A 25,936-nucleotide genomic window follows, 5' to 3' on the forward strand; every position below is an offset into this window, starting at 1 on the left:
GGGTCTGTCAATGAGACTTAGGCTCGGCGTTGTGAGACCTCAGGCACTCGACTGGTCGGTGGAAAACTGCACGATCGCCCGCGCGATGACCATCTTGGGCGAAAAGTGGACGTTCGTCGTGCTCCGCGACATCTTCGCCGGCATCCGCCGCTTCGACGACATGCGCCACCGCACCGGCATCCCCCGCCAGGTGCTGACCAACCGCCTGGCCATGCTCGTCGACAACGGCGTGCTGCGCCGCGTGCCCTACCGCGAGCCGGGTGCCCGCCCCCGCCACGAGTACCGCCTGACGGAGAAGGGCTTCGACCTCTATCCGGTGCTGGTCGCCATCGCCGAGTGGGGCAACCGCTACCTCGCCGACCCGGAAGGCCCACCGGTGGCCATCGTCCACCGCGACTGCGGCGAGGAGGTCCACTCGGTGATGCGCTGCGCCGGCGGCCACGAGGCACTCAAGCCCCGCGAGGTGGTCACCGCCCCGGGCAAGGGCGCCCACCGTCGCTGACCCGCGCTTTTTAGCGCGATTTCCAGACGCCCGCGGTAGCTCAAATGACGAAGCCGGTCGGCTTACGCTCCCGACGTGACGCGGTATGCGTCGAAGACGCCGTCGACCTTGCGGACCGCGGCCAGCAGATGACCAAGGTGCTTCGGGTCGGCCATCTCGAAGGAGAAGCGGCTTACCGCCACGCGGTCGCGGGTCGTGGTGACCGTGGCGGACAGGATGTTGACGCGCTCGTCGGACAGGACGCGGGTGACGTCGGCCAGCAGCTTGTGCCGATCCAACGCCTCGACCTGGATCGCCACCAGGAACGTGGACGCCGAGGTCGGCTTCCAGGTCACCTCGACGATGCGGTCGGTCTGTGCCTTGAGGTCTTCGGCGTTGGCGCAGTCGTCGCGGTGGACGCTGATGCCGCCCGAGCGGGTGACGAAGCCGAACACCGCGTCGCCCGGCACCGGCGTGCAGCAGCGCGCCAGCTTGATCCAGACGTCGCTCACGCCGCGGACGACCACGCCCGGGTCCTGCACCGACTGGCGGGCCCTCGGCGGGCGGGTGGCGACGGCGGTCTCGGCGATGTCTTCGACCGCGCCCTCCTCGCCGCCGTAGCCCTGGACGAGCCGCTGGACCACCGACTGGGCGGAGACCTGGTTTTCGCCGACCGCCGCGTACAGGGACGCCACGTCGGCCAGGTGCAGGTCGCGGGCGATCGCCATCAGCGCTTCGGTGGTGAGCATGCGGGTCAGCGGCAGGCCCTGGCGGCGCATCGCCTTGACGATCGACTCCTTGCCGGCCTCGATCGCCTCCTCGCGGCGCTCCTTGTTGAAGTACTGCCGGATCTTCGTGCGGGCGCGGGGGCTCTTGACGAAGCCGAGCCAGTCTTGCGAGGGGCCGGCCGTCTCCGACTTGGACGTGAAGATCTCGATCACGTCGCCGTTGGACAGCGTCGACTCCAGCGGCACGAGCTTGCCGTTGACCCGCGCGCCGATGCACTTGTGTCCGACCTCGGTGTGCACCGCGTACGCGAAGTCGACCGGCGTGGAGCCCGTCGGCAGCGGGATCACGTCGCCCTTGGGCGTGAAGACGTAGACCTCCTGGCTGGAGAGGTCGAACCGGAGCGCGTCGAGGAACTCGCTCGGGTCGCTCGCCTCCCGCTGCCAGTCGAGCAGCTGCCGCAGCCACGTCATCTCGTCGATGTGGGCCGGCGGCCCGACGATCGTGGCGCCCTTCTGCTCTTTGTACTTCCAGTGGGCGGCGATGCCGAACTCCGCCGTGCGGTGCATGCCCAGCGTGCGGATCTGCATCTCCACTGGCTTGCCGGTCGGGCCGATCACGGTGGTGTGCAGCGACTGGTACATGTTGAACTTCGGCATCGCGATGTAGTCCTTGAACCGGCCCGGCACCGGCTGCCAGTTGGCGTGGATGACACCCAACGCCGCGTAGCAGTCGCGCACCGTGTCGACAAGGATCCGGACGCCGATCAGGTCGTAGATGTCGTTGAAGTCGCGGCCCCGCACGATCATCTTCTGGTAGATCGAATACAGGTGCTTGGGGCGGCCGGTCGTCTCCGCCTTGATCTTGGCGGCCTTGAGATCCATCTGGACCTTCTGCGTCACCTGGCGCAGCAGCGTGTCACGCTGCGGCTGGTGCTCGCCGATCAGCCTGTTGATCTCCTCGAACCGCTTGGGAAACAGCGTGCCGAACGCGAGGTCTTCGAGCTCCCACTTGATGGTGTTCATGCCCAGGCGATGGGCCAGCGGGGCGAGGATCTCCAGCGTCTCCTTGGCCTTCTGCTCCTGCTTGGGGCGCGGGAGGAAGGTCAGCGTGCGCATGTTGTGCAGGCGGTCGGCGAGCTTGATGACGAGCACGCGCGGGTCTTTGGCCATCGCGACGACCATCTTGCGGATGGTCTCGGCCTTGGCCGCGTCGCCCAGCTTGACCTTGTCGAGCTTGGTCACGCCGTCGACCAGCAGGGCCACCTCGCCGCCGAACTCGGTGCGCATCTCGTCGAGCCCGTACTCGGTGTCTTCGATCGTGTCGTGCAGCAGCGCCGCCACCAGCGTGGTGGTGTCCATGCCCAGGTTGGCCAGGATGGTGGCCACGGCCAGCGGATGCGTGATGTACGGATCGCCGGACTTGCGGTATTGCCCCGAGTGCCACTGGGCGGCGACGTCGAAGGCACGCTGCAACAGCCGCGCGTCGGCCTTGGGATGGCACGCGCGGTGGGTAGCGATCAGCGGCTCGAGCACCTCGCTGACCTGCGGGGTCTGCCAGGGCGCGTTGAACCGGGCCAGCCGCGCCCGCACCCGGCGCCCGGTCGGCGCGACGGCCCAACCGGACGCGGTGGCCGCCTCGGCCGACTCGTCGTCGTGGTCGTCATGGTTGGCAGACTCAGCCGGGAACGGCACGACCACACCGGCGCCCTCCGCGCCGCTGTCGACGGCCTCGGCGGGTGCGTTGCTAGCGGCGGTCGCCACCTCTTGCTGACCGGGCTGCGCCTCGCCAGTCGGATGCACGCTGCCCTCCACTGAATGGGCGACGTCCTGCTGAGACACCGGCCTCCTCACCCTCGCCGGGGAATGACACCGACCGTATCCGGCCAGCACCACCCTCCGCTACCCACGCCCGTACCGATCCTGGCCGGCCGCGGAACGCAATCCTACCCGTCGGCCCAGGCCAGAGCCGCTTTAGACGGTCAGGAGGGCATGAACCTCACGGGGTGCCAGCCTCTCCCGCCCGGGCAGGAACGACAACTCCAGCAACACGGTGAACCCGACGACTGTTCCCCCGGCGCGCTCCACCAGCTCCAGTGTGGTGGCGGCGGTGCCGCCGGTGGCCAGCACGTCGTCGACCACCAGCACCCGCTCGCCCGGCCGGAAGGCGTCCTGGTGTACCTCCAGCGTGGCCTCGCCGTACTCCAGCTCGTACGACCCGCGGTGGGTGGCGCGGGGCAGCTTGCCGGCCTTGCGCACCGGCACCACACCGACCCCGGTGGCGTACGCGATGCCGGCGGCGATCAGGAAGCCACGCGCCTCGATGCCGGCCACCACGTCGAACGAGCCGGCCCCGTAGTGCGCCGCGATCCCGTCGACGACCTCGCGAAAGACCGGCCCGTTCGCGAACAGCGGGGTCAGGTCCTTGAAGAGGATGCCCGGCTTGGGAAAGTCGGGCACGTCCACGGTGTTGCTCGCCACGATCTCCGCGAGGTCAGCCACGCGAAACTCCTTCGCTCATGGTCAGGGCGCCCCTCGACCTACTCGAAGGACGCCCTGATCGCGGATGAACTCAGTGTCGCTTGCCGCCCCGCGGCCGGCTGCCGGAGCGGCCGCCCCGGTTGCCGGACGGGCGCTTGGCGGTCGGCCGGGCGCCCACCTTCGGCGCGGCGCCGGCCAGCGCCGCCACCTCGGCGTCGTCGTGCTGCTCGGCCGGCTTCGACTGCTTCGGCGAGCGGCTCGTCTTCGGCGCCACCTCGCCACGGGCGATCGCCGAGCGGCGGGCCAGCACGCGCTGGGTGTGCGCCTGGTACTTCGGCTCGAAGCTCTTGAGCGTGGTCAGCACCGGAGTCGCGAAGAAGATCGACGAGTACACCGCGATGCCCATACCCACGAAGAGCACGAGGCCGAGGTCGCGGAGGGTACCCGCGCCAAGGAGGCCGGCCCCGATGAACAGGAGGCCACCGACGGGCAGCAGCGCGACGAGGCCGGTGTTGATCGACCGCATCAGCGTCTGGTTGACCGCGAGGTTGGCCGCCTCGGCGTACGTCTGTGTGCTGCTCGCCGTGATGCCGCGGGTATTTTCCTGCACCTTGTCGAACACCACCACGACGTCGTACAGCGCGAAGCCGAGGATGGTGAGGAAACCGATGATCGTCGACGGGGTGATCTCGAAGCCGACGATCGAGTAGATGCCGGCGGTGAGCACAAGGTTGAACAGCAGCGAGGAGACCGCGGCGACGGACATCCGCCACTCGAACCGGACGATCAGGTAGAGCATCACGACCGCGATGAAGATGACCAGGCCGAGCAGCGCCCGCTCGGTCACCTGGGCGCCCCACGCGCCGCTCACCCGGCTGTTGCTGATCTCGCCCGCCGGGATGCCGAACGCCTGGACGAGGTGCTCCTTGACCGCCTCGGACTGCTCCGGCTCCATCTCCGAGGTGCGGATCAGGTAGGTGCCGTCGCCGCCGCCGACCTGCTGGGTGGAGGCCACACGCAGCGGGTCGCCGTCGGGGTTGGGCACGCTGGCGAGCGCCTCCTCGACCGTGCTCTCCGCGTGCTGAAGCGTGCCCACCGAGGCCGGCACCTGGAACTCGTTGCCACCGGAGAACTCGATACCCAGCGTGAAGCCGCGCGCGAAGAAGCTGATCACGGCGATCAGCACGGCCACCGCGGCGACGGTGAACCAGATCCTGCGCTTGCCGACGATGTTGAGGTCGGCGTCGCCCTTGTAGAGCCTGGTAGCGAGACCACTCATGGGGTCACGCCTCCTTCACGCGCGTGCGGGGTTTCGCCGGCTGGTCGGCGGGTTCCTTTTCGAGGACCCGGCCGAGGCCGCTGACCCGCGGCGAGAGGAACGCGCGGGTCCGCGCGAACATCGCCATGATCGGATGACGGAAGAGGAACACGACCACCAGGTCGAGCACGGTGGCGAGGCCGAGGGCGAACGCGAAGCCCTTCACCGTGCCGACGGACACGATGTAGAGGACCACGGCCGCCATGATCGTGATCGCGTTGGCCGAGATGATCGTGCGGCGGGCCCGGGCCCACGCGCGCGGGACGGCGCTGCGCGGACTTCGACCCTCGCGTATCTCGTCTTTGAGTCGCTCGAAGTAGATGACGAACGAGTCCGCCGCCACACCTAGCGACACGATGAAGCCCGCGATGCCGGCGAGGTTGAGCGTGTAGCCGATCTGCCGGCCGAGCACGATCAGCGCGCCGAAGACCAGCAGGCCGGACAGGATCAGGCTCAGGAAGATCACGGTGCCGAGCAGGCGGTAGTAGAAGAACGAGTAGATGATGACCAGCAGCATGCCGATGCCCGCGGCCAGCAGACCGGCCTTCAGGTGCTCGGTGCCGAGCGTCGCGGAGACGTTCTGCACCTCCTGCTGGGTGAAGGTCAGCGGCAGCGCGCCGTAGCGGAGCTTGCCGGCGAGCTCGTTGGCCGACTTGGAGCTGAAGCTGCCGGTGATCTGCGAGTCGCCGGTCAGCACGCCCTGGATCTCCGGCGAAGAGATCACCTGGTTGTCGAGCACCACCGCGACGCGGCACTTGCCCTGGTCGCCGAGCGCGGACGCGTCGCAGCCGCCGCCGGTGTTTTCGAACGCCTCGCGGGTCAGCGCGGTCCACTTCTTCTGGCCGTCGCCGGTGAAGTCGAGCGAGACGACCCAGTCGCCGCCCTGCTGGTCGAGCACGCCGCTGGCGTCGGAGACGTCGGTGCCGAGCACCTTCGCCACGTCGAGGAACATCTTCTGCGACGCCTCGCACGAGACCGCCTGCTTGGCCGGGTCCTGGATCGAACCCGGCGGGCGGCTGTCGAGCTGGGCGCAGCCGATGGTCGGCACGTTGAACTGCATCTTGGGGTCGAGGACCGACACCTCCGGCCCGTCGAGCTTGGTGAACGCCTCGAACGACTTCGCCGCCGTCGGGTCGGTGCTCAGGTCCGGCGGGGCCTCCAGCGCGCTGGCCGCGGCCCACGCGGCGTCGCCGACCTTGCGCTTGGCGTCGGCCAGCAGCTGCTCGGGCGTCCGGGTGCCGCTCTGGTCCTCCTCGGTCGCGGCGGTGCCGGTCGCGCTCGGCGTGGGCGTCGGCGTCGCCGACGGAGACCCGGACGGTGCCGGTGCGCCGCCACCCTGGCCGCCGCTCGCCGACGCGCTCGGCGTCGGCGTCGCGCCGGTGGCCGAGGGCGTGGGCGTCGCGGTGCCGGACGGGGTCGCGCTCGGCGCCACCGCCGCCGCGGACGCGTCACCCGTGACCTTGAGGACCTTGCGGAACCGCAGCTCCGCCGCCTGGCCGAGGTTGGCCAGCGCGTCATCGCTCTCGCCGGCCAGCGAGACCACGATGTTTCGGTCGCCCTCGGTCACCACCTCGGCCTCGGAGACGCCGTACGCGTTTGCCCGGCTCTCGATGATCTGGCGGGCCTCTTCGAGCTGGTCTGCCTGGGGCGCCTGGCCGTTCGACGTGGTGGCCGTGTAGGTCACCCGGCTGCCGCCGATGAGGTCGAGGCCGAGCTTGGGCTCCAGCCGATCCGTGATGCTGCCGCTACCGCCGAGGAAGACCAGCAGGTAGAGGACGACGAAGATCAGGCCGAGCACGGCCAGCTGCCGCCCTGGGCGCATCTGTCCCTGAGGTGGTGCCACGGCTGTCGGGTCTCCTGTGCGGTATAGATGTGGGCCGGCCGGCGAGCCGGCGGCTGGGCAGGGTCGAACGGGTGGTGTGGGGACGCCGCCCGCTCAGCGGATCAGTCTTTGTTGGCGTCGGCCTCGTCGACGACCTTTTCGGCCGCGGGGGCCTCCTGCGGCGTCGCGCCGCTGACGACGCGGGCGATGGCGGGGCGGGCGTAGCGGTTTTGCACGCCGGGCGCGACCTCGAGCGTGACGGTGTCGTCGTCGACGCTCACCACGTGACCGTAGAGGCCGCCGATCGTCACCACCTCGGCGCCGGGGCCGAGCGTCGCCTGCATCTGCTCCGCCTCGCGACGGCGCTTCTGCTGCGGGCGGATCATCATGAAGTACATGACGCCGAACAGCAGGACGATCATGAGAATCGGCATGAAGCTACCGGCGCCGCCGGAGTTTGCTGCCAAAGGCACGATAGATGACCTTCCAATTTTGACCCACACCCGGCGCGGGGGCACCGGAGCGCAGGCGTGATCTCACGTCCTGTACGGACCGCGGCGAAGTCTAATCCCTGTCGCTGTGAACACCGAACTTGGCACAGATCACGTTCAGATCACGGGATATCCAGGGACGACTATGGCTCGGCCGAAAACAGGTCGGGCGCCGGGCCGGCACCCGTGCCGAACGTACCATTTGGTGGGGTTCGTCCAAGATGGTGCCAGGCCGCTTCGGTGGCGACCCGGCCCCGCGGGGTGCGTGCCAGCAGCCCCGCACGCACCAGGAACGGCTCGCACACCTCCTCCACCGTGTCGGGCTGCTCCCCCACCGCGACCGCCAGCGTCGAGAGCCCCACCGGCCCGCCTCGAAACGAGTCGACCAGCGCGACGAGCACCGCCCGGTCGAGCCGGTCCAGGCCGAGGCCGTCCACGTCGTACACCTGGAGGGCGGCCCGAGCCGTCTCCAGGCTGACGATGCCGTCGGCCCGCACCTCCGCGAAGTCGCGCACCCGGCGCAGCAGCCGGTTGGCGATGCGCGGCGTGCCCCGCGACCGCCCGGCGATCTCCACGGCGCCCTCTTCGGTGATCGGCACGCCGAGGATGCGCGCCGACCGGTGCAGCAGCGTGCGCAGGTCGTCCGCGGAGTAGAAGTCGAGGTGCGCGACGAACCCGAACCTGTCGCGCATCGGCCCGGTCAGCAGCCCCGACCGCGTGGTGGCGCCGACCAGCGTGAACGGCTCCACGTCGAGCGGGATCGCGGTCGCGCCCGGCCCCTTGCCGACCACCACGTCGACCCGGAAGTCTTCCATCGCGCTGTACAGCAGCTCCTCCGCCGGCTTCGCGATGCGGTGGATCTCGTCGATGAAGAGCACGTCTCCCTCGGCGAGGCTGGTCACGATCGCGGCCAGGTCGCCGGAGCGCTCGATCGCCGGCCCGCTCGTCACCCGGATGCCGACGCCGAGCTCCGCCGCCACGATGTTCGCCAGCGTGGTCTTCCCCAACCCGGGCGGGCCGGACAAAAGGATGTGGTCGGGTGGGGTGCCGCGGCCCATCGCGCCGCGCAGGAGCAGGTCGAGCTGGTCGCGTACCCGATGCTGGGCGATGAAGTCGGCCAGGCGCTTCGGGCGGACGCTGACCTCGGCGTCGCGCTCCGCTTCGGAGGCCAGCGCGGAGACGATCCCCGGATCGGTCATCGGGTCTTACCGAGCAGGCGGATCGCCTGCTTGAGCAGGACCGGCACCGGCGGCGTGGTGCCGTCGACGGTCTCGGCCACCGCGGCGACCGCCTGATCGGCCTGCGACGCGGTCCAGCCGAGCCCGACCAGGCCCTGCCGCACCTGCTCCTGCCACGCGCCGACCAGCACGCCGGCGCTCTCGTCGGTGCCCACCGCGACCGGACCGATGCGGTCGCGCAGCTCCAGGACCAGCCGCTCGGCGCCCTTCTTGCCGATGCCCGGCACCCGGGTCAGCGTCGCGGTGTCGCCGGTGGCGATCGCCTTGCGCACCGTGTCGGGCGAGTGCACGGCCAGCACCGCCTGGGCCAGCCGCGGGCCGACGCCGCTCGCGGTCTGGAGCAGCTCGAAGAGCATCTTCTCCTCGTCGTCGGCGAAGCCGTACAGCGTCAGCGAGTCTTCCCGCACGACGAGGCTCGTGGCGAGCCGGGCCTCGGCGCCCTGCCGCAGCCCGGCGAGGGTGCCGGGTGCGCAGTGCACGGCGAGGCCCACCCCGCCCACCTCGATGACGGCGCCGTCGGGCGACACCGCCGCGACCCTCCCCCGCACGCTGGCGATCATCTACTACCCCTCCGTCTCATGGCTCGCCCCCGCGGTCGCTAGCGCGCCCGGCGATGCTCACTCGCTGTCGCCGAGCGTTGGTGCCTCGACGCGGCGGCCGCCAGCTTGGAGCGTGTGCCGCCGCGCCAGATGTGACAGATGGCCAGGGCGAGGGCGTCGGCGGCGTCCGCCGGCTTGGGTGGCGCGTCAAGCTTGAGCAGGCGGGTCACCATCGACGTGACCTGCGCCTTGTCCGCCTGGCCCGACCCGGTGATGGCCGCTTTGACCTCGCTCGGCGTGTACGTGCTGACCGGCAGCCCGGCCCGGGCACCGGCGAGCACCGCGACGGCGCTGGCCTGGGCGGTGCCCATCACGGTGCGCACGTTGTGCTGGCTGAACACCCGCTCGACCGCCACGCTGCGTGGCTGGTGCTCGGCGACGAGGTCGGTGAGCGAGCGGTCGAGGTGAAGCAGGCGGAGCGAGAGGTCGTCGGCCGGGTCGGTGTAGACCACGTAGTAGGCCACCAGCGTGCACGGCCGGCCGGGCACGCCCTCCACGACGCCGACCCCGCACCGGGTCAGCCCCGGGTCGACGCCGAGCACGCGCATGCGACGACCCCTCCCGCTACACACCACGTACGTGTGTTCGACACACTAGCGGGTGGCCGCCTCAGCGCCGCGCAATGCCCGCCAGCAGCGTGTCGACCACCCGCTCGGGCAGGTTGTCACTGTCGAGGTCGGGGTCCCAGGTGAAGACCTTCTGCATCACCACCGGACCGGTGAGCATGACCATGGCCAGCTCGACGTCGAGGTCGGCGCGGAGCTCCCCGGTCGCTATGCCGCGGCGCAGCACCTCGCGGGTCAGCTCCCGCCGGGGCTGCACGATCTCCTGATATATCGCGTACTGCTCCGGGCTGCGGTGCAGCTCCGGCACGAGACACGGCATGATCTTGGCGGCGCGGGGGTCGGCGTTGCGCCCGACGCCGCTCATCAGCAGCACCAGGTCTTCGCGGACCGAGTCGCCCTTGGGCTTGGCCGGCTGCCCCTTGAGCGTGCGGAGAGCGTCGACGAGCAGCGCCTGCTTGCCCGACCAGCGCCGGTAGATGGTGGCCTTGCCGACGCCGGCCCTGGCCGCGATCGCCTCGATGGACAGCGACTCGATCGTGCTGCCCTCGGCGAGCAGGTCGAGCACCGCCTCGATGATCGCCTCATCCACGCGGGCGCTCCGCGGTCGCCCAGGCGACCGCGGAGCACTCTCGACACCCTCACTCACCGTAGTCACGGTATGCATTGTCGCCGATCCTAAGAGGCCGCTGCCAGTTCCGGCCGCTCCGCTGGCGCGTCGACCGGCTGCGGCTCCGGCGCCGGCTTGCCCGGCATCCAGCGCAGCACCATGAGCACGCCCAGCGCCGCGAGGATCGCACCGATCGCCGCGGTCCAGTGCATGGCCGTGACGAACGCGTGGTTCGCCGCGTCGATCACCGCGCCGCCGGCCGGGCCGAGCCGGTCGGCCACGCCGTAGGCACCCGAGATCGACTCCTCCGCCGCCTCCCGTGCCGGGCCGGGCAGCGCCTGGGCGGCGCCGTCGACCTGGCCGCGGTACACGCTGGCCAGCACCGAGCCGAGCACGGCCACGCCGAGCGCGCCGCCGACCTGGCGGACGGTGTTGGCCACCGCCGAGCCCACGCCGGCCCGCTCACGCGGCAGCGCGGACATGATCGACTCCATCGCCGGCGGCATGAGGTTGGCCATCCCGACGCCCTGGATGAAGAAGAGCACCCCGACCACCCAGATCGGCGTGTCCACACCGAGGAAGGCGAAGCCGGCGATGCCGACCGTGGCCAGCGTCAGGCCGACCGCGGAGACGGCCTTCGCGCCGTACCGCTTGACCATGACCGCACTGCGCGGCGCGAACGCCATCTGCGCCGCCGCGAACGGCAGGAGCAGCAGGCCGGTCTCCAGCGGGCTGTAGCCGCGCACCAGCTGGAGGTAGAAGGAGCTGAAGAAGAACACGCCGAGCGCCGCGAAGAAGAGCAGGCCGATCAACGCCACCGGAACCGCGAACCGCGGCACCTTGAACAGGCGCACGTCCAGCGACGGGAACTCGACGCGCCGCTCGTACGCGACGAAGGCCACGAGGACCGCGAGGCCGCCGACGATCGACGCCCAGACGACCGGCCGGCCGAAGCCGTGCTCACCGCCGTCGATGATGCCGTACGAGAGGGCGACGAGGCCCACGACGGACAGCAGCACGCCGACGATGTCGATCTTGCCGGGGCGCGGGTCGCGCGACTCGGGCACCATGATCGCCACCGCGACGAGGCCAGCCAGGATCACCGGCACGTTGATCAGGAAGACCGAGCCCCACCAGAAGGTCTCCAGCAGCGCGCCGCCGAGGATCGGGCCGATCGCGATGCCGAGACCGACCGAGCCGGACCAGATCGCGATGGCGCGGGCGCGCTCGCGCGGGTCGAAGACGTTCGAGATGATCGACAGCGTCACCGGCATGATGAACGCGCCGCCGAGACCCATCAACGCGCGGGCCCAGATCAGCTGGGTGGGCGTCTGGGCGTAGGCGGACAGCAGCGACGCCAGCCCGAAGAGCACCAGGCCGATGGTGAGGAAGCGCTTTCGGCCGTAGCGGTCGCCGAGGATGCCGGCCGTGAAGAGCAGGCCGGCGAAGACCAGCGTGTACGAGTTGATGGACCACTCCAGCTCACCCTGGCTGGCCCCCAGACCGTGCTGCGGGTCTGCGAGCGTACGCAGTGCCACGTTGAGCACGGTGTTGTCGAGGACCACCACGAGGAGGCTGACGACGAGGACGCCCAGGATGGCCCAGCGCCTTGGGTGTCCGGTGTTGACTTGCGGTTGCACTAGACGTGCTCCCCCCGATACGGAACGGTCTCGTATTACTCCGCGAGCGACGCTACGCCGACAGGAAGCGATACGGAACCGTCTCGTATCTAAAAGTGGGGGCCGTCACACCAGCGCGTTCAGCGCCATGTCGACGTCGGCTTCCGTGGAGTACACGTGGAAGGACGCCCGCACGCGACCGGCCCGCACGGCCGCGCGGACGCCGGCCTTCGCCAGGCGCTCCTCGGCACCCGGCACGTCGACGGCGACGATGGCGCTGTCGCTCGGCGGGCGGCCGAGCCCGGCGAGAAAGCGGTTGGCCATCGCCACGTTGTGCGCGCCGATCTCCGCCAGGCCGATGCGCTCGATCAGCTCCAGCGAGGGCACCGCGCCCACGCAGCTGAACCACGCCGGCGAGAGGTCGAACCGCCGCGCGTCCGGGGCGAGCCGCAGCGGCGGGCCGTAGTAGGAGTCGTGCACGTCCTCCCCCGCGAACCACCCGGCCGCCGAGGGTGTGAGCCGCTCCCGCAACCCCGGCGCCAGGTAGGCGAAGGCGAGCCCGCGCGGCCCCATCAGCCACTTGTAGGTGGTGACGGCCACCGCGTCCGCGAGCCCCGCGTCGAAGGGCAGCCACCCGCACGCCTGCGACGCGTCCACCACGACAAGGGCACCGTGCGCGCGGGCGGCGGCCACGATCTCCCGGTACGCGGCGACCGCGCCGTCCGCGGACTGCACGAGGCTGAACGCCACGAGGTCGGTGCCCGCGTCGATCGCCTCGACCAGCTTGCCGGCGGGCACGGTGCGGACGCGCACGCCGCGCGCCTCCTGGGCCAGCCAGGGGAAGAGGTTGGAGGTGAACTCGACCTCCGGCACCACCACCCGCGCCCCGGCCGGCAGCGCGGCGGCGACGGGCGCGAGCATCTGCGACACCGTCGCGCCCGTGGCCACGTCGGCGGCGGGCACGGCCATGATGCGGGCGGCGGCTTCGCGGGCCAGGCCGGTCGCCGCGCCCCAGCCCTCCCACGAGGTACGCCCGACGCGCCAGTCCGCGAGCGCCCCTTGCAACGCCTCCCACGCGGGCCGGGGCGGGAGTCCGTAGCTCGCCGTGTTGAGCCAGCCGGGCTCCGCGTCCCAGAGCCCTTGCGCCTCCGCAAGATCCATACCGTCCAGGCTAGGCCGCTCCAGAGCTGTTGCATTCATGATTTTCGACTTCTACCCTGTCCGTACCGCGCGCATTTCTACCCATAGATGTCGAAACCGTCGATCGAAGCGCTTCGAAGCCGTTTTCGACAGTGAGGAGGGCACCCTCATGCGCAGAGCCTCGTTCACCGCACTACTCGTCGCGATCGTCCTCGGCCTCTCGGCGGCGCCCGCACAGGCGGCCGCCTGGTCCTCGAGCGACCGCTGGGGCACGTGGAACAACGGCGGCTACACCCTCTACAACAACATCTGGGGCAGCGGCTACGGGCCACAGACGATCTGGGCGAACTCGTACAGCAACTGGGGCGTCTGGGCCAACCACCCCAACACCGGCGGGATCAAGTCCTACCCCAACTCCACCCGCGCCGTGAACCGCCGGCTCAGCTCGCTGGGCAGCGCGACGAGCAGCTTCAACGTGACCGTGCCGAACGCGGGCGCCTACACCAGCGCGTACGACATCTGGGCCGACGGCCACACCTACGAGATCATGCTGTGGATGAACAAGGTCGGCCCGGTGGGTCCGCTCGGCTCGTTCCAGACCAACGTGTCGGTCGGCGGCCACAGCTGGGCGGTGTACCGCGGGTCGAACGGCTCCAACCAGGTCTTCTCGTTCATCCGCTCGTCGAACACGAACTCGGGCTCGGTCGACATCCGCGCCATCATGAACTGGATCCGCGGCCGAGGCTGGTTCGGCGACGTCACGCTGAGCACCGTCCAGTTCGGCTACGAGATCACCAGCTCGAGCGGCGGCATGGACTTCCGCACGAACAGCTTCTCGGTGGCCTACAGCTGAGGCCGTCAGCGCAACGCGCGCGGGTCGGGGTGGAGGGACTCGGGCAGGCGTACACGGATGAACTCGTTGTCGTCGGCGAGGCCCGGCCTGCGCGTCGCGTTCGAGGGGTAGTTGTTGTCGTTGAGCACGCCGATCGTCCGGGCGTCCAGCAGGATCAGGCCCTCGATCGTGAAGAACGGAAACCGGAACACCGGGCCGAACCCGCCCAGCCCGTCCGGGTTGGCGATGTCGAGCAGGTCCGCGACCAGCGTCTTGTCCAGCTTGCCGTCGCCGTTCCGGTCGCGGCGGTCGGCCAGGTACACCTTCTTGAACACCGCGGCGTCACCGGACGTGCCGTCCCGCTCGAGGACCAGGAAGCGGTTTGCGTCCACGGTCACGACGTCCGCGGCCGCGTGGGTCGGCGACTCCAGCGCGTAGGTCCACCGCTTGTCCGTGTACGCCCCCGCCTTCAGGTCGAACTCGTACATCCGCAGCTCGCCCGCCGGGTCGCCGGTCACCGTGCCCTCGAGCACCGGGTAGAGGTAACGGCCGTCCGGCGAGATCGCGAGGCTCTCGTATCCGCGGCTACCGCCGAGGTTCGGGGTGCCACCGCCGAGGTCGGGGTTCTCCGGTGCGAAGACGCCGGGCGTCGGGATCGGCGCGGAGAGCAGGCGGCCGGTGCGGTCGACGTGGAGCAGGAAGGGCCCGAACTCGTCGCCCAGCCAGTACGTGCCGTCCACCGCCCGCACGATCGACTCCACGTCGAAGTCGGCACCGGTGAGCACCCGGTCCGGGCGGGTCAGGGCGAAGGGCACCTTGCCGTCCGGGTCGGTGAGGTGGAAGCCGCCCAGCACGTCGATCGCGCCGGTGCCGAAGACCGGGGCGATCCGCTGTACCCGCAGCGCGAAGTCGGCGCTGTTCGCCTTGGTGCCGTACCCGTTGTCGGAAAGCACCTCGAAGGTCCCGCCACCGCCGCGGACGATGCCGGAGAAGCCCTGCACCGGCTGGTCCGCGAACGGCGGCCGCACCCCGTTGACGGGTGCGGTGCCGAGCGCCGCGCCGGAGGGTTCGCTGGCCGGCACGTACGTCTGGGCCGGCAGGGCCGCGAAACCCGTGAGCGTGGGCACGTCGACGTCGCCGTCGTGTGCTCGGGTGGGGGCGGAGACGAGGCCGAGGACGAGTGCGGCGGCCCCCGCGGCGGCCGCCGTCCGGCGGGCATTCGATCGCATGGCCGCTCACGATAGCGCTGACCTCTTTCACAAACCTTTCACCGATGCGGCCGGGCCAACCAACCCGCACACCGACGCCGCTTCCGAGGTTGGGTCCCGGGGCCGGCCGCGGCGCAGAGCGGCGGCCCCGGGGGTCGGTGGGTCAGGCCCGCGACGCGGCTGGCACCGCCGGGGCGGGCGAGACCGGTGCCGGGGTGGCGGGCTCGTCGTCGTCGAGCATCGTTGTCTCGTCGAAGGGGTCGTCGCCGGCCAGGACCGCGCGGGCGCGGTCGCGGTCGAACTCGCCGGTCCAGGTTCCGATGAGGACGGTCGCGACGGCGTTGCCGGCGAAGTTGGTCAGGGCTCGCGCCTCGGACATGAAGCGGTCGATGCCGACGATCAGGCCGACGCCGTCGACCAGGTCGGGGCGGTGGCTCTGTAGGCCGCCGGCCAGCGTGGCCAGGCCCGCTCCGGTGATGCCGGCCGCGCCTTTGGACGCGATGATCATGAACAGCAGCAGGGAGATCTGCTCGCCGACCGACAGCGGGTCGCCCATGGCCTCCGCGACGAACAGTGACGCCATCGTCAGGTAGATGGCCGTGCCGTCGAGGTTGAAGGAGTAGCCGGTCGGCACCGTGATGCCGACGACCGGCTTGCTGACGCCGAAGTGCTCCATCTTCGCGATCAAGCGCGGCAGCGCCGACTCGGACGAGGACGTGGAGAGGATCAGCAGGAACTCGCGGCCCAGGTAGCGCAGCAGCGCGAAGATGTTGATCCGCGCGACCACCCACAGCAGGGTCGAAAGGATCACGAAGACGAAGATGGCGCAGGTGGCGTAGAAGCCGAACATGATCTGGGCGAGGCTCTTGAGCGCGTCCACGCCGGTGGCGCCGACCACGGCGGCCATCGCACCGAAGGCGCCGATCGGTGCCAGCCACATGATCATGGTGAGGATGCGAAACACCAGCCGCTGGATCACGCCGACGGCGCGCAGCACCGGCTCGCCGCGGGTACCCATCGCCTGCACGGCGAAGCCGACCAGCAGGGCCACGAGCAGCGTCTGGAGCACCTCGCCCTCGGTCAGCGCGGAGACGAGCGAGGTCGGGATGATGCCGAGTACGAAGTCGGCCAGGCCTTCGTCGGGCGCGTTGCCGGCCTGCTCCCGCCCGGCCTCGGCGGCGGTGCCGGTCAGGTCCAGGCCCGAGCCGGGGTGGATGAGGTTGCCGACGACCAGGCCGATCGCCAGCGCCACGGTGGACATGGCCAGGAAGTAGCCGAGCGCGAGCCCGCCGACGCGGCCGACCTTGGCCGCCTGGCGCACCGAGCCGACGCCGAGCACGATCGTGCAGAAGATGACCGGGCTGATCATCATCTTGATCAGCGCGACGAAGCCAGTGCCGAGCGGCTTGAGCTCCTTGGCCACGTCCGGCACCAGCAGGCCGAGGGTCACGCCGGCGACGACGGCGACGACCACGGCTATGTAGAGGAAGTGCGTGCGGTCCCGCCGGACCCGGGGGACGGGGGTCTGGGTGTCCATGCCGCAGACTGTGGTCTGGGTCTCACCGGAAAGCACCGTTACGTTCATTCTGTTCACCGGCGGTACCCGGATCGGAAACAGCTCGATGACACGCAGATGGAGCATCGCGGGGCAGCTCTTCGCCCTCCAGGTGCTGGTCGTGACGCTCCTCGTGGCGGGCGGCACGGCCGCCGCCGTGCTGCTCGCGCGCGACGACGCCCGCGACGCCGCGGCCGACGAGGTGACCGCTGTGGCGGAGACGGTGGCACACGCGCCCTTCGTCGCCGAGGCGCTCGCCTCCCCCGACCCGACGCGCCGCCTCCAGCCGTACGCGGAGGCCACCCGGCTCGCGACCGAGACCGACTTCGTCGTGGTGATGGCGCCCGACCGCACCCGCTACACGCATCCCAACCGCGACCTGATCGGCAAGCCGTTCATCGGCACGATCGACGCGGCGCTGGCCGGCGACCAGATCGTCGAGGAGTACACCGGCACGCTGGGCCCGTCGGTACGCGCCGTCGTCCCGGTGCGCGGCGACGGCGGCGCCGTCGTGGGGCTCGTCTCCGTCGGCATCACCACCGAGGCGATCAACCGCGAGCTGCTGCGCCAGGCGCCCGCGGTCGGCACGGCCACCGCGGCCGCGCTCGCCCTCGCCGGGGTCGGGGCGTGGCTGCTCAGCCGCCGCCTCCGCCGCCAGACGCACGGGCTCGGACCGGCCGAGATGACGAGGATGTACGAGTACTACGACGCCGTACTCCACTCCGTGCGCGAAGGCCTCGTGGTCGTGGACCGGGGCGGGCGGGTGGCCCTGGTCAACGACGAGGGGCGGCGCCTGCTCGGCCTGCCCGAGGCGGTGGCCGACCGCCGCGTCGAGGAGCTCGACCTGCCGCCCGCGGTCGGCGACCTGCTCGCCTCCGGCCGGCCCGCCGCCGACGAGCCGCTGCTGGCCGGCCACCGGGTGCTTGTCGCCAACCAGCAGGTGACCCGATTCGAGGGGCGGCCGCTCGGCACGGTCCTCACGCTGCGCGACCATACCGAGCTGCGCGCGCTGACCGGCGAGCTCGACTCGGTACGCGGGCTGACCGAGGCGCTGCGCGCCCAGGCGCACGAGGCGGCCAACCGGCTGCACACCGTGCTCACGCTGGTCGAGCTGGGACGCACGGACGACGCGGTGCGGCTGGCGACCGAGGAGCTGGCCCTCGCCCAGCAGCTCACCGACCGGGTGGTGGGCGCGGTGACCGAGCCGGCGCTGGCCGCGCTGCTGCTCGGCAAGTCGTCGCAGGCCAGCGAACGCGGCGTGGAGCTGGTCGTCGACGAGGAGTCGCGGCTGGACGGCGAGCCGCTACCCACCCGCGACCTGCTGACCGTCGTCGGCAACCTCGTCGACAACGCCCTGGAGGCGGTGACCGGCACCGACCCGCCGCGCCGCGTCACCGTGCTCGTGCGGGGCACCGCCGAGCAGGTGCTCGTGCGGGTCACCGACACCGGGCCGGGGGTGCCGGCGGACCAGGTGGCGGACGCGTTCCGGCGGGGTTGGTCGACCAAACGCGAGGGCCGCGGCCTCGGGCTCGCACTGGTGGGGCAGGTGATCCAGCGGTACGGCGGCACCTACGAGGTGTCGGCCGCGCCGACGGTCTTCACGGTGCGGCTTCCGGTGCCATGACGATTCGGGTTCTCGTCGTGGAGGACGAGCCGCTGATCGCGGACGCGCATCGGGAGTACACCGAGCGGGTCGCCGGGTTCGCGGTCGTGGGCGTCGCGCACTCGGCCCGCGACGCGCTCGCCGTGCTGCGGGCCGAGCCCGTCGACCTCGTACTCCTGGATCTCAACCTGCCGGACCGGCACGGCCTGGAGGTGTGCCGGGCGCTGCGGGCGGCCGGGAGCGCCACCGACGTGCTGGCGGTGACGTCCGCACGCGACATCGCGATGGTGCGGGCGGCGGTGGCACTGGGGGTGACGCACTACCTGCTCAAGCCGTTCACGTTCGCGGCGTTCCACGACAAGCTGCTGGCGTACGCGCGCTACCGCGCCCAGGTGCAGGCGGCCGGTGAGGTGGCGGCGCAGCACGAGGTGGACCGGGTCTTCGCCGCGTTGCGTGGCGGCGCGGCGGCGTCGCTGCCGAAAGGGCTCGACGCGGGCACGCTCGACCGGGTGCTGGCCGCGCTGCGGGCGTCGGTGACGCCGCTGTCCGCGGCCGAGGTGGCGGCGCTCACCGGCACGTCGCGGGTCACCGCGCGCCGATACCTGGAGCACCTCGCGGAGACCGGCCGGGTGGAACGCTCCTCGCGGTACGGCGGCCCGGGGCGGCCCGAGGTGGAGTACGTGATCGCGTAGCGCTTCAGCCGGTGGCCGCGCTCGCGGCCAGCGGCTTCAGCGGATGTTGCCCGTGTGCCCCAGCGAGTAGCGGCCCGGCTGCGGCCAGATCGTGAGGCCGTGCGGGCCGGCGCCGACCGGGATGCGCGCGAGGAGCCGACCGTCCTTTGTGCTCATCGCGTAGACCTCGCCGTCGTACCGCCCGGAAAGCCACAACACCGTGCCATCGGCGGAGACGCCACCCATATCCGGACTGCCTCCGCCCGGAATCCGCCACTTGGTGACCGGCTTGAGCGTGGCCGTGTCGAGCACCGTGACCGAGCCCTCGCCCCGGTTCGAGACGAACGCCCGACCGCCGTCCCGGCTGAAGTAGATGCCGTGCGTCCCCTTGCCGGTGCGGATGAAGCCGGTGCGCCTGGTGGCGGCGCCGTCGAAGACGTACACCCCGTCGGCGTGCATGTCGGCGACCAGAAAGTGCCGCCCGTCCGGCGTGAGCCGGGTGTCCTGCGGCATCCCGTGCGCCGCCACGTCGAGGTCGAACTGGCGCAACTTCTTGTGCGACACCCCGTCGAGCACGATCATGCGGTTGGCGAACTCGCAGCTCACCAGCATCGTCGTGAGGTCGGCCGAGTAGTCGAGGTGGTTGATGCCGGCACACTCCGGAAAGCTCAGCGACTTGGTGCGCCGCCATGTGGCGGGGTCGTAGAAGTCCAGCCGCTTGTACGCCTCGGCGACCACGATCGCCCGCTTGCCGTCGGGTGTGAAGTACAGGTTGTACACGTCCTGCACGTTGATCAGCTTGCCGGAGCGCCCGGTCTTCGGGTCGATCGGCACCAGCCCACCGGTCGGCACCCGGCTGGAGGCGACGTAGAGCGTGCCCATGTCGTAGGCCGGCACCACGTGCTGCGGCTCGGGACCGCCGTAGAAGCGATCCACCACCTTGTACGTCTTGGGGTCGATCACGGTCACGTCGTCGCTGTTGGTGTTGGGCACGTAGACGAGCTCGCGGTGACCGCGCACGGCCTCGCTGAGCATGCCGGGCCCGGCGGCGGCGTAGACGTTGGTGCCGGTCGCGGCGGCGGCCGTGGCGGTGGCGCTCGGGCTGGCCGCGACGGTCGGGGCGGGAGCGGCCGCGCCCCGGTCGCCGTTCTCGCCGCAGCCGGCGAGAACGGCGAGCACGAGACATCCGGCCACCGCCGGCCTGATCGTCGACACGACCCGACCCTAACTAAAATGCCGGGTTTGTCCCTGGGGAACGGGAAACGTCGCGGGTCAGCGGATGGGGATGGTGACGGTCAGGGGTGCGCTGCGGTCCGAGAAGTCGCCGTCGGCGCTCAACGCCCGCACGGTCAGGGTGTACGTGCCACCCGGCTCGACCGCGCAGTCGACGTGCACGAGCTGGAAAACGCTGACGCTGGTGGTGGAGACGCTCGACAGCACCGTCTCGCCGGACAGCAGCAGGTACGAGACGGGCGTGCCGTGCGGGGACGCGTCCCACGCGATCCGGTCGAGCACGCCGCCCACGTGCACGCCGCGCAGGTTGGTGGGCGTCGTCGGTGGCGGCAGCGTGCGGGCCGGCGTGCTGGCCTGGACGGAGACCGCCGCGGAGGCGTTGCCGGCCAGGTCGACCGCCCGCACCGACGCGGTGTACGTGGTGCCCGGGGTGAGCCCGCCGAAGCCCTGAGTCGGGGTGAACGCGCGCTGCTGGAGCGGGCCGCCCGCCGCCTGGAGGGTCGCGTCGTAGAGCACGGTCCCGGAGTTGTCGGTGGACGGGTTCCACGCCAGCGACACCCAGGTGAATCCCACGCTGTGCACGCGCAGGTCAGTCGGCACGGTGGGCGGCACGCGGTCCGGCGGCCCGGCCACGGCGGCTGTGGCGGGCATGACCAGGACGGCGCAGGCGGCGAGCGCCAGCCCGATCACGGTCGAGCGGGTACGTCGGTGCGGGATGGACATGCGGACCCCTTTCGTGACGGCCGTACACCCGGTAGTCGTTCCAATCCGTTCCACGGGTGTCAGCCGGCCGGCCGGTACCAGCACCGCATTCCACTGTGTACACCCGCGCGCAGGTGCGCGCCGATGACCGGGTCGGCACGGTCGATCCGGGCCACCGCGCGCCGGATGGCCCGGCCGACCGCGAGCCGCGCGCGCTCGCCGTCGTCGGCGAAGGAGCGGCGCCGTCCGGCCAGGCCCGTACCGGCGCCGAGCTGTGCCTGTACCCAGTCCCGCTCCCGCTCCATCGCGGTGACCGCCGCGGCGTCGCCGCGGCGCCCAGCCGCCTCGATGGCCTCGGCAAGCTCGGCCGCCCGCTGCCGGTAGCTGCGCGCGGCCGCCTCGTCGAGCAGCGCCTGGGCGGATCTGGCGTCGGTGGCGGCGGCCCGGCCGAGCGCCTCCACACCCGCCACCAGCTCGATCGACGGGATCTCGACGCCGGGGTTGGCGGTGAGCACGGCCAGGTGCAGCATGCCGACCATGTGGGCGACGACCACCGATCGCGTCCCCAGCTCGACCCGCCACCCGCGGCCCTGACGCACGCAGACCACCATCGCGGCGGATGTCCGCCGCGGCGCGAACCGCCCTGCGACGGCGCGCTGTGCCGCGGCCGCCGCGCCGTCACCTGGGCCCCCACGGCGTTCCAGGGCCTCGGCGAACCGGAGACGCGAGGCCCGCACCGCCGGCCAGTGCCCGAGCGCCAGGTTGCGATGCACCGCCTCACGCAGATGCCCGACCGCCCGCCCGGCATCACCCATCGTCAGGGCGGCCACACCAAGGGCGTGCTCGACGGAACCGAAACACGACATGCCGAGACTGGCCACCATCGGCAGATGCGCGAACGGCAGCAGCAGCTCGTGGACCCGTGCCGCCGCCGCCCGGTTGTCCAGCAGGTACGCCGCCTCGACGATGCCGTACATCGTCACCAGCCAGCTGGAGGACCGCGGCAGGCGGTCGAGGCCGGCCCCGCGCAGCGACGCCAGCGCGTTTTCCGCCGTCCGGCGGTCGCCGGCCAGGGCCGCGGCGACCGCGACGGCGCTGAGCAGCGAGTTGTCGACCGCACTCAGCGTGGGCGCGTGAGCCGCCGCGCCGAGCGTCGGCAGCAGCTCCGGCAGCCGGCCCTGGTACCAGCGGATCGTCACGAGCTGGGCCGCGTACCAGCCATCGGCGTCCGCGTCGCCGGCCTTGGTGCCCAGCTCGTAGCAGTGCTGTGCCCGCTGCTCCGCCGCCTCCAGCCGGCCGGCGCGGACGGCGAGCATGACCTCGACGGCGCTGACCACGAAGTCGACGGCCAGGTACGGCCCATCGGCGAGCGCCGCACGCAGCTCCGCCAGCCGCCGCCCGGCGTGCGGGTCGCCGGCGAGCAGCAGGTCGACGACCTGCCAGAGCAGGCTCATCAGGATGGGGCCGCGCCGACCCGCGCGGGCCGCCTCCCGCCTCAGCTCGTCGGCCAGGCGGCGACGCACGGGCCCGTGCTCCGGGCCGAGGACGCACTGGTGGGCGATGCTTAGCGCCTCGATGCGGGCGACCGGATCCGTACCGGCTCGCGCCTCGTCGAGCAATGCCAGGATCGTCTCCGACCGGCCCGCGCGGTAGTCGGCCTCACCGGCGGCCCGCACCCGCAGGCGAACCGCTAGGTCGCGATACCTGTCCGGCTCGGCGGCGACCAGCGCCCGCACGTGCGCGAGCCGGGCCTCGAAGAGTCCCGCGGCGACGGCGGTGCGGTGCTCGTGCACCCACAGCCCCCCGTACCCGACCAAGGCACGCGCCATGACCGCCACGTCGCCCGCGCGCTCGGCCTCCACGTAGGCGGCCTCGAACCAGCGCCGCGCACCCCCCAGGTCACCCTCGTGCTCCAGAGCGTGGTCACCGCACTCGCACAACGACCCGGCGGACTCGCACCGTGGCGAATCCCCTCTCACCGACACATCCAGTCCCCCATACCGGTCACACGGATCGATCCGTTCCCCGGCTTATTGAGGGCGCAACCACCCCGCGTCGTACACGGCGGGCGCCGAAAGTGTCAGCCGACGGCGGCCATCACCTCGTCGGAGACGTCGAAGTTGGCGTACACGTTTTGCACGTCGTCGCAGTCTTCGAGCACGTCGATCAGCTTGAAGACCTTGCGGGCGCCGTCTTCGTCCAGCGGCACGTTGACCGACGGCACGAAGGACGACTCGGCCGACTCGTACTCGATGCCGGCGTCCTGCAAGGCCGTGCGGACCGCGAGCAGGTCGGTCGGCTCGCTGACCACCTCGAAGGCCTCGCCCAGGTCGTTGACCTCCTCGGCGCCCGCGTCGAGCACCGCGGTCAGCACGTCGTCCTCGCTCGGGCCGCCCGTGGCCTTCGGGACGATGACCACGCCCTTGCGGCTGAACATGTACGCCACCGAGCCGGCGTCGGCCAGCGAGCCGCCGTTGCGGGTCAGGGCGGTGCGCACCTCGGTCGCGGCGCGGTTGCGGTTGTCCGTCAGGCACTCGATGAGGATGGCGACGCCGTTCGGGCCGTACCCCTCGTACATGACCGTCTGCCAGTCGGCGCCGCCGGCCTCGAGGCCGGAGCCGCGTTTGACGGCGCGGTCGATGTTGTCGTTGGGGACGGAGTTCTTCTTCGCCTTCTGGATGGCGTCGAAAAGCGTCGGGTTTCCGGCCGGGTCGCCGCCGCCGGTGCGGGCCGCCACCTCGACGTTTTTGATGAGGCGGGCGAAGAGCTTGCCGCGCTTGGCGTCGATGACAGCTTTCTTGTGCTTGGTCGTCGCCCACTTTGAGTGGCCGGACATTACCCCTCCGTCACGTTAAGCCCCGCGCGCACCATTTCCACGAAGTGGCGGTGGACCCTGAGGTCGCCGGTCAGCTCCGGGTGGAAGGCGGTGGCGAGCAGACTGCCCTGCCGAACCGCGACAATCCTACCGGCGGCACGCCCCAGCACCTCCACCCCCTCGCCGACGCTCTCGACCCAGGGTGCGCGGATGAAGACCGCGTGGAAGGGCTCCTCGAACGGGCTGAGCGTGACCGGCCCCTCGAACGAGTCGACCTGCCGCCCGAAGGCGTTGCGCCGCACGGTCATGTCGATGCCGCCGAACTGCTCCTGGTCGGGGCGGCCGTCGAGCACGCGCTCGGCCAGCATGATCATGCCGGCGCAGGAGCCGTAGACGGGCATGCCGCCGGCGATGCGCTTGCGGATCGGCTCGAGCAGGCCGAACTCGATCGACAGCTTGCTCATCGTCGTCGACTCGCCGCCCGGGACCACCAGGCCGTCGACGGAGTCCAGCTCGGAGGGGCGGCGCACGGCAACACCGGAGGCGCCACACGAATCGAGCGCACGGAGATGCTCGCGCACGTCGCCCTGGAGGGCGAAGACGCCGATCCGCGCCGGACCCGCCCCGACCGCGGGAGAGCCGGACGCGCTCACCAACCGCGCTCCGCCAACCGGTGCGGCTGCGGGATGTCGTCGACGTTGATGCCCACCATCGCCTCGCCGAGCCCGCGCGAGACCTTCGCGATCACGTCGGGGTCGTCGTGGAACGTGGTGGCCTTGACGATCGCGGCCGCGCGCCGTGCCGGGTTGCCGGACTTGAAGATGCCCGACCCGACGAAGACGCCCTCGGCGCCGAGCTGCATCATCATCGCCGCGTCGGCCGGGGTGGCGATGCCGCCCGCGGTGAAGAGCACGACCGGCAGCTTGCCGGCCTGGGCGACCTCGCGGACCAGCTCGTACGGCGCCTGGAGCTCCTTGGCCGCCACGTACAGCTCGTCTTCGGGCAGCGACGTGAGCCGCTTGATCTCGCCCCGGATCTGGCGCATGTGCGTGGTCGCGTTGGAGACGTCGCCGGTGCCCGCCTCGCCCTTGGAGCGGATCATCGCGGCGCCCTCGGTGATCCGGCGCAGCGCCTCGCCAAGGTTGGTGGCGCCGCACACGAACGGCACCGTGAACGCCCACTTGTCGATGTGGTTGGCGTAGTCGGCGGGCGTGAGCACCTCGGACTCGTCGACGTAGTCGACGCCGAGCGCCTGGAGCACCCGCGCCTCGACGAAGTGCCCGATGCGGGCCTTGGCCATCACCGGGATGGAGACGGCGCTGATGATGCCGTCGATCATGTCGGGGTCGCTCATCCGCGAGACGCCACCCTGGGCACGGATGTCGGCGGGCACCCGCTCCAACGCCATGACCGCGACCGCGCCGGCGTCCTCCGCGATCTTGGCCTGCTCGGGGGTGACCACGTCCATGATGACGCCGCCCTTGAGCATCTCGGCCATGCCCCGCTTGACGCGGGCGGTGCCGGTGGCGGGCGCGCTTGACTCAGCAGTGATCTCGGCCATGACCTGGAGTTTAGTGGCGATTGGACCGGGCTCCCACGGCCAATCGACCCCCAGGTGGCCTGCTTACCCCACCCATGATCAAGGGATTTTGAGCTACCGCGACGTCCGCGGTGGTCCGGGCCGTCGCTCCCGCGGCCTCACCCGTCCGCCGCTGGTCGCGCTCACCCCTTTTACGGGAGCGGCGTCGGCACGGGCGCGGGCGCGAGGACCGGGTCGTCGATGTCGAAGTACGCGGGCGGGGGGTGCCGGCGCGTCATCCGCAACACCCGCACCACCGGTCGCCGCCGGGCCGACAGCGCGTCGCGTACCAGGTCGGTGTGCACCTGGCGGGCGACCGCGAGCCGCCGGCTCGCCGCGACCAGCGACTCGGCGTCCGCGTCCAGTGGCACGGCCCGCAGCTGGCGGGTGAGGTCGTTTTCCGCGGCCTCGCGCTCCTCCGGGGCGGCGTCCAGCGCGATCCGGGCCGCCGCGTACAGCTCCATTGCCCCGCGCTCCTCGGCGAGCACCGCCGCCGCGGCCGCCCGGCGCAGCAAATGCGCGTCGAGCCCCTTGGCCGCGGCCGCCGCGCGGGCGTGCAGGCGGTCGACCCGGCTGGCGGTCCAGGTCAGGTATGTCGACACGAGCACCACCACGGTGACGACGCCGACCACCCACCACATGACCGCATGG

24 protein-coding genes are annotated in these 25,936 nt (G+C 71.4%); 4 read left to right on the forward strand and 20 right to left on the reverse strand.

Annotated features, from left to right (window positions below):
• The first annotated feature begins 31 nt into the window (after nt 1-31).
• Entirely contained in the window at nt 32-502 is a 471-nt protein-coding gene (locus AC5L36_RS35590; protein ID WP_441223181.1) for a winged helix-turn-helix transcriptional regulator, read from the forward strand.
• A 62-nt stretch (nt 503-564) separates the two neighbouring features.
• Here AC5L36_RS35590 and AC5L36_RS35595 read toward each other — a convergent pair whose 3' ends face one another.
• The 11 genes from AC5L36_RS35595 to AC5L36_RS35645 all read right to left on the reverse strand — a co-directional run bounded on the left by AC5L36_RS35595 (nt 565) and on the right by AC5L36_RS35645 (nt 13,108).
• A complete protein-coding gene (locus AC5L36_RS35595; protein ID WP_441223311.1) occupies nt 565-3,021 on the reverse strand; it encodes a RelA/SpoT family protein in 2,457 nt (818 codons plus the stop codon).
• A 159-nt stretch (nt 3,022-3,180) separates the two neighbouring features.
• Nucleotides 3,181-3,708: an adenine phosphoribosyltransferase gene (locus AC5L36_RS35600; protein ID WP_441223182.1), complete on the reverse strand. Its 528-nt coding sequence runs from the start codon at nt 3,706-3,708 to the stop codon at nt 3,181-3,183.
• 70 nt (nt 3,709-3,778) lie between these two features.
• Nucleotides 3,779-4,966 carry a protein translocase subunit SecF gene (gene secF, locus AC5L36_RS35605; RefSeq protein ID WP_441223183.1) on the reverse strand — a complete coding sequence of 396 codons (1,188 nt, stop codon included), beginning with the start codon at nt 4,964-4,966 and terminating at the stop codon, nt 3,779-3,781.
• Nucleotides 4,967-4,970: 4 nt separating this feature from the next.
• Nucleotides 4,971-6,848, reverse strand: a complete 1,878-nt coding sequence (gene secD, locus AC5L36_RS35610) for a protein translocase subunit SecD (protein WP_441223184.1) — start codon at nt 6,846-6,848, stop codon at nt 4,971-4,973.
• A gap of 101 nt (nt 6,849-6,949) precedes the next feature.
• Nucleotides 6,950-7,261, reverse strand: coding sequence for a preprotein translocase subunit YajC (gene yajC, locus AC5L36_RS35615; protein WP_441223312.1), 312 nt, complete (start codon nt 7,259-7,261; stop codon nt 6,950-6,952).
• 200 nt (nt 7,262-7,461) lie between these two features.
• A complete protein-coding gene (gene ruvB, locus AC5L36_RS35620; RefSeq protein WP_441223185.1) occupies nt 7,462-8,517 on the reverse strand; it encodes a Holliday junction branch migration DNA helicase RuvB in 1,056 nt (351 codons plus the stop codon).
• Nucleotides 8,514-9,116, reverse strand: coding sequence for a Holliday junction branch migration protein RuvA (ruvA, locus tag AC5L36_RS35625; RefSeq protein ID WP_441223186.1), 603 nt, complete (start codon nt 9,114-9,116; stop codon nt 8,514-8,516). Before ruvA ends, ruvB begins: the two co-directional genes overlap by 4 nt.
• 38 nt (nt 9,117-9,154) lie before the next feature.
• Nucleotides 9,155-9,703, reverse strand: coding sequence for a crossover junction endodeoxyribonuclease RuvC (ruvC, locus tag AC5L36_RS35630; protein ID WP_441223187.1), 549 nt, complete (start codon nt 9,701-9,703; stop codon nt 9,155-9,157).
• A gap of 61 nt (nt 9,704-9,764) precedes the next feature.
• Nucleotides 9,765-10,385: a TetR/AcrR family transcriptional regulator gene (locus AC5L36_RS35635; protein ID WP_441223188.1), complete on the reverse strand. Its 621-nt coding sequence runs from the start codon at nt 10,383-10,385 to the stop codon at nt 9,765-9,767.
• Between the two features lie 11 nt (nt 10,386-10,396).
• Nucleotides 10,397-11,968: an MFS transporter gene (locus AC5L36_RS35640; RefSeq protein WP_441223189.1), complete on the reverse strand. Its 1,572-nt coding sequence runs from the start codon at nt 11,966-11,968 to the stop codon at nt 10,397-10,399.
• 105 nt (nt 11,969-12,073) lie between these two features.
• Nucleotides 12,074-13,108 (reverse strand): aminotransferase class V-fold PLP-dependent enzyme, encoded by a 1,035-nt coding sequence (locus AC5L36_RS35645; protein WP_441223190.1) that lies wholly within the window; start codon nt 13,106-13,108, stop codon nt 12,074-12,076.
• 148 nt (nt 13,109-13,256) lie between these two features.
• On the opposite strand from AC5L36_RS35645, the gene AC5L36_RS35650 reads away from it, so the two are divergent.
• Entirely contained in the window at nt 13,257-13,940 is a 684-nt protein-coding gene (locus tag AC5L36_RS35650; RefSeq protein WP_441223191.1) for a GH12 family glycosyl hydrolase domain-containing protein, read from the forward strand.
• A 5-nt stretch (nt 13,941-13,945) separates the two neighbouring features.
• Here the strand turns inward: AC5L36_RS35650 and AC5L36_RS35655 are convergent, their stop codons facing one another.
• A complete protein-coding gene (locus AC5L36_RS35655; protein WP_441223192.1) occupies nt 13,946-15,148 on the reverse strand; it encodes an esterase-like activity of phytase family protein in 1,203 nt (400 codons plus the stop codon).
• Between the two features lie 142 nt (nt 15,149-15,290).
• Nucleotides 15,291-16,664: a cation:dicarboxylate symporter family transporter gene (locus AC5L36_RS35660; protein WP_441223193.1), complete on the reverse strand. Its 1,374-nt coding sequence runs from the start codon at nt 16,662-16,664 to the stop codon at nt 15,291-15,293.
• 85 nt (nt 16,665-16,749) lie between these two features.
• On the opposite strand from AC5L36_RS35660, the gene AC5L36_RS35665 reads away from it, so the two are divergent.
• The gene (locus AC5L36_RS35665) at nt 16,750-18,306 is read left to right on the forward strand and encodes a sensor histidine kinase (protein WP_441223194.1); all 1,557 of its coding nucleotides are present in this window, start codon (nt 16,750-16,752) and stop codon (nt 18,304-18,306) included.
• Nucleotides 18,303-18,977 (forward strand): response regulator, encoded by a 675-nt coding sequence (locus AC5L36_RS35670; protein ID WP_441223195.1) that lies wholly within the window; start codon nt 18,303-18,305, stop codon nt 18,975-18,977. Before AC5L36_RS35665 ends, AC5L36_RS35670 begins: the two co-directional genes overlap by 4 nt.
• Nucleotides 18,978-19,013: 36 nt before the next feature.
• On the opposite strand, the gene AC5L36_RS35675 is transcribed toward AC5L36_RS35670, so the two are convergent.
• The 7 genes from AC5L36_RS35675 to AC5L36_RS35705 form a co-directional block, all read right to left on the reverse strand.
• Entirely contained in the window at nt 19,014-20,171 is a 1,158-nt protein-coding gene (locus AC5L36_RS35675) for a YncE family protein (protein ID WP_441223196.1), read from the reverse strand.
• A gap of 57 nt (nt 20,172-20,228) precedes the next feature.
• Complete coding sequence (locus AC5L36_RS35680; protein ID WP_441223197.1) at nt 20,229-20,912, reverse strand: fibronectin type III domain-containing protein; 684 nt, start codon at nt 20,910-20,912, stop codon at nt 20,229-20,231.
• A gap of 59 nt (nt 20,913-20,971) precedes the next feature.
• The gene (locus AC5L36_RS35685) at nt 20,972-22,870 is read right to left on the reverse strand and encodes a hypothetical protein (RefSeq protein ID WP_441223198.1); all 1,899 of its coding nucleotides are present in this window, start codon (nt 22,868-22,870) and stop codon (nt 20,972-20,974) included.
• Between the two features lie 101 nt (nt 22,871-22,971).
• The gene (locus AC5L36_RS35690) at nt 22,972-23,727 is read right to left on the reverse strand and encodes a YebC/PmpR family DNA-binding transcriptional regulator (RefSeq protein ID WP_441223199.1); all 756 of its coding nucleotides are present in this window, start codon (nt 23,725-23,727) and stop codon (nt 22,972-22,974) included.
• Entirely contained in the window at nt 23,727-24,359 is a 633-nt protein-coding gene (gene pdxT / locus AC5L36_RS35695; RefSeq protein ID WP_441223200.1) for a pyridoxal 5'-phosphate synthase glutaminase subunit PdxT, read from the reverse strand. Before pdxT ends, AC5L36_RS35690 begins: the two co-directional genes overlap by 1 nt.
• The gene (pdxS, locus tag AC5L36_RS35700; RefSeq protein ID WP_441223201.1) at nt 24,356-25,267 is read right to left on the reverse strand and encodes a pyridoxal 5'-phosphate synthase lyase subunit PdxS; all 912 of its coding nucleotides are present in this window, start codon (nt 25,265-25,267) and stop codon (nt 24,356-24,358) included. Before pdxS ends, pdxT begins: the two co-directional genes overlap by 4 nt.
• A gap of 170 nt (nt 25,268-25,437) precedes the next feature.
• Nucleotides 25,438-25,926 (reverse strand): hypothetical protein, encoded by a 489-nt coding sequence (locus tag AC5L36_RS35705; protein WP_441223202.1) that lies wholly within the window; start codon nt 25,924-25,926, stop codon nt 25,438-25,440.
• Nucleotides 25,927-25,936 lie beyond the last annotated feature (10 nt).

It is taken from the genome of Phytohabitans sp. LZ39, from assembly GCF_059359075.1.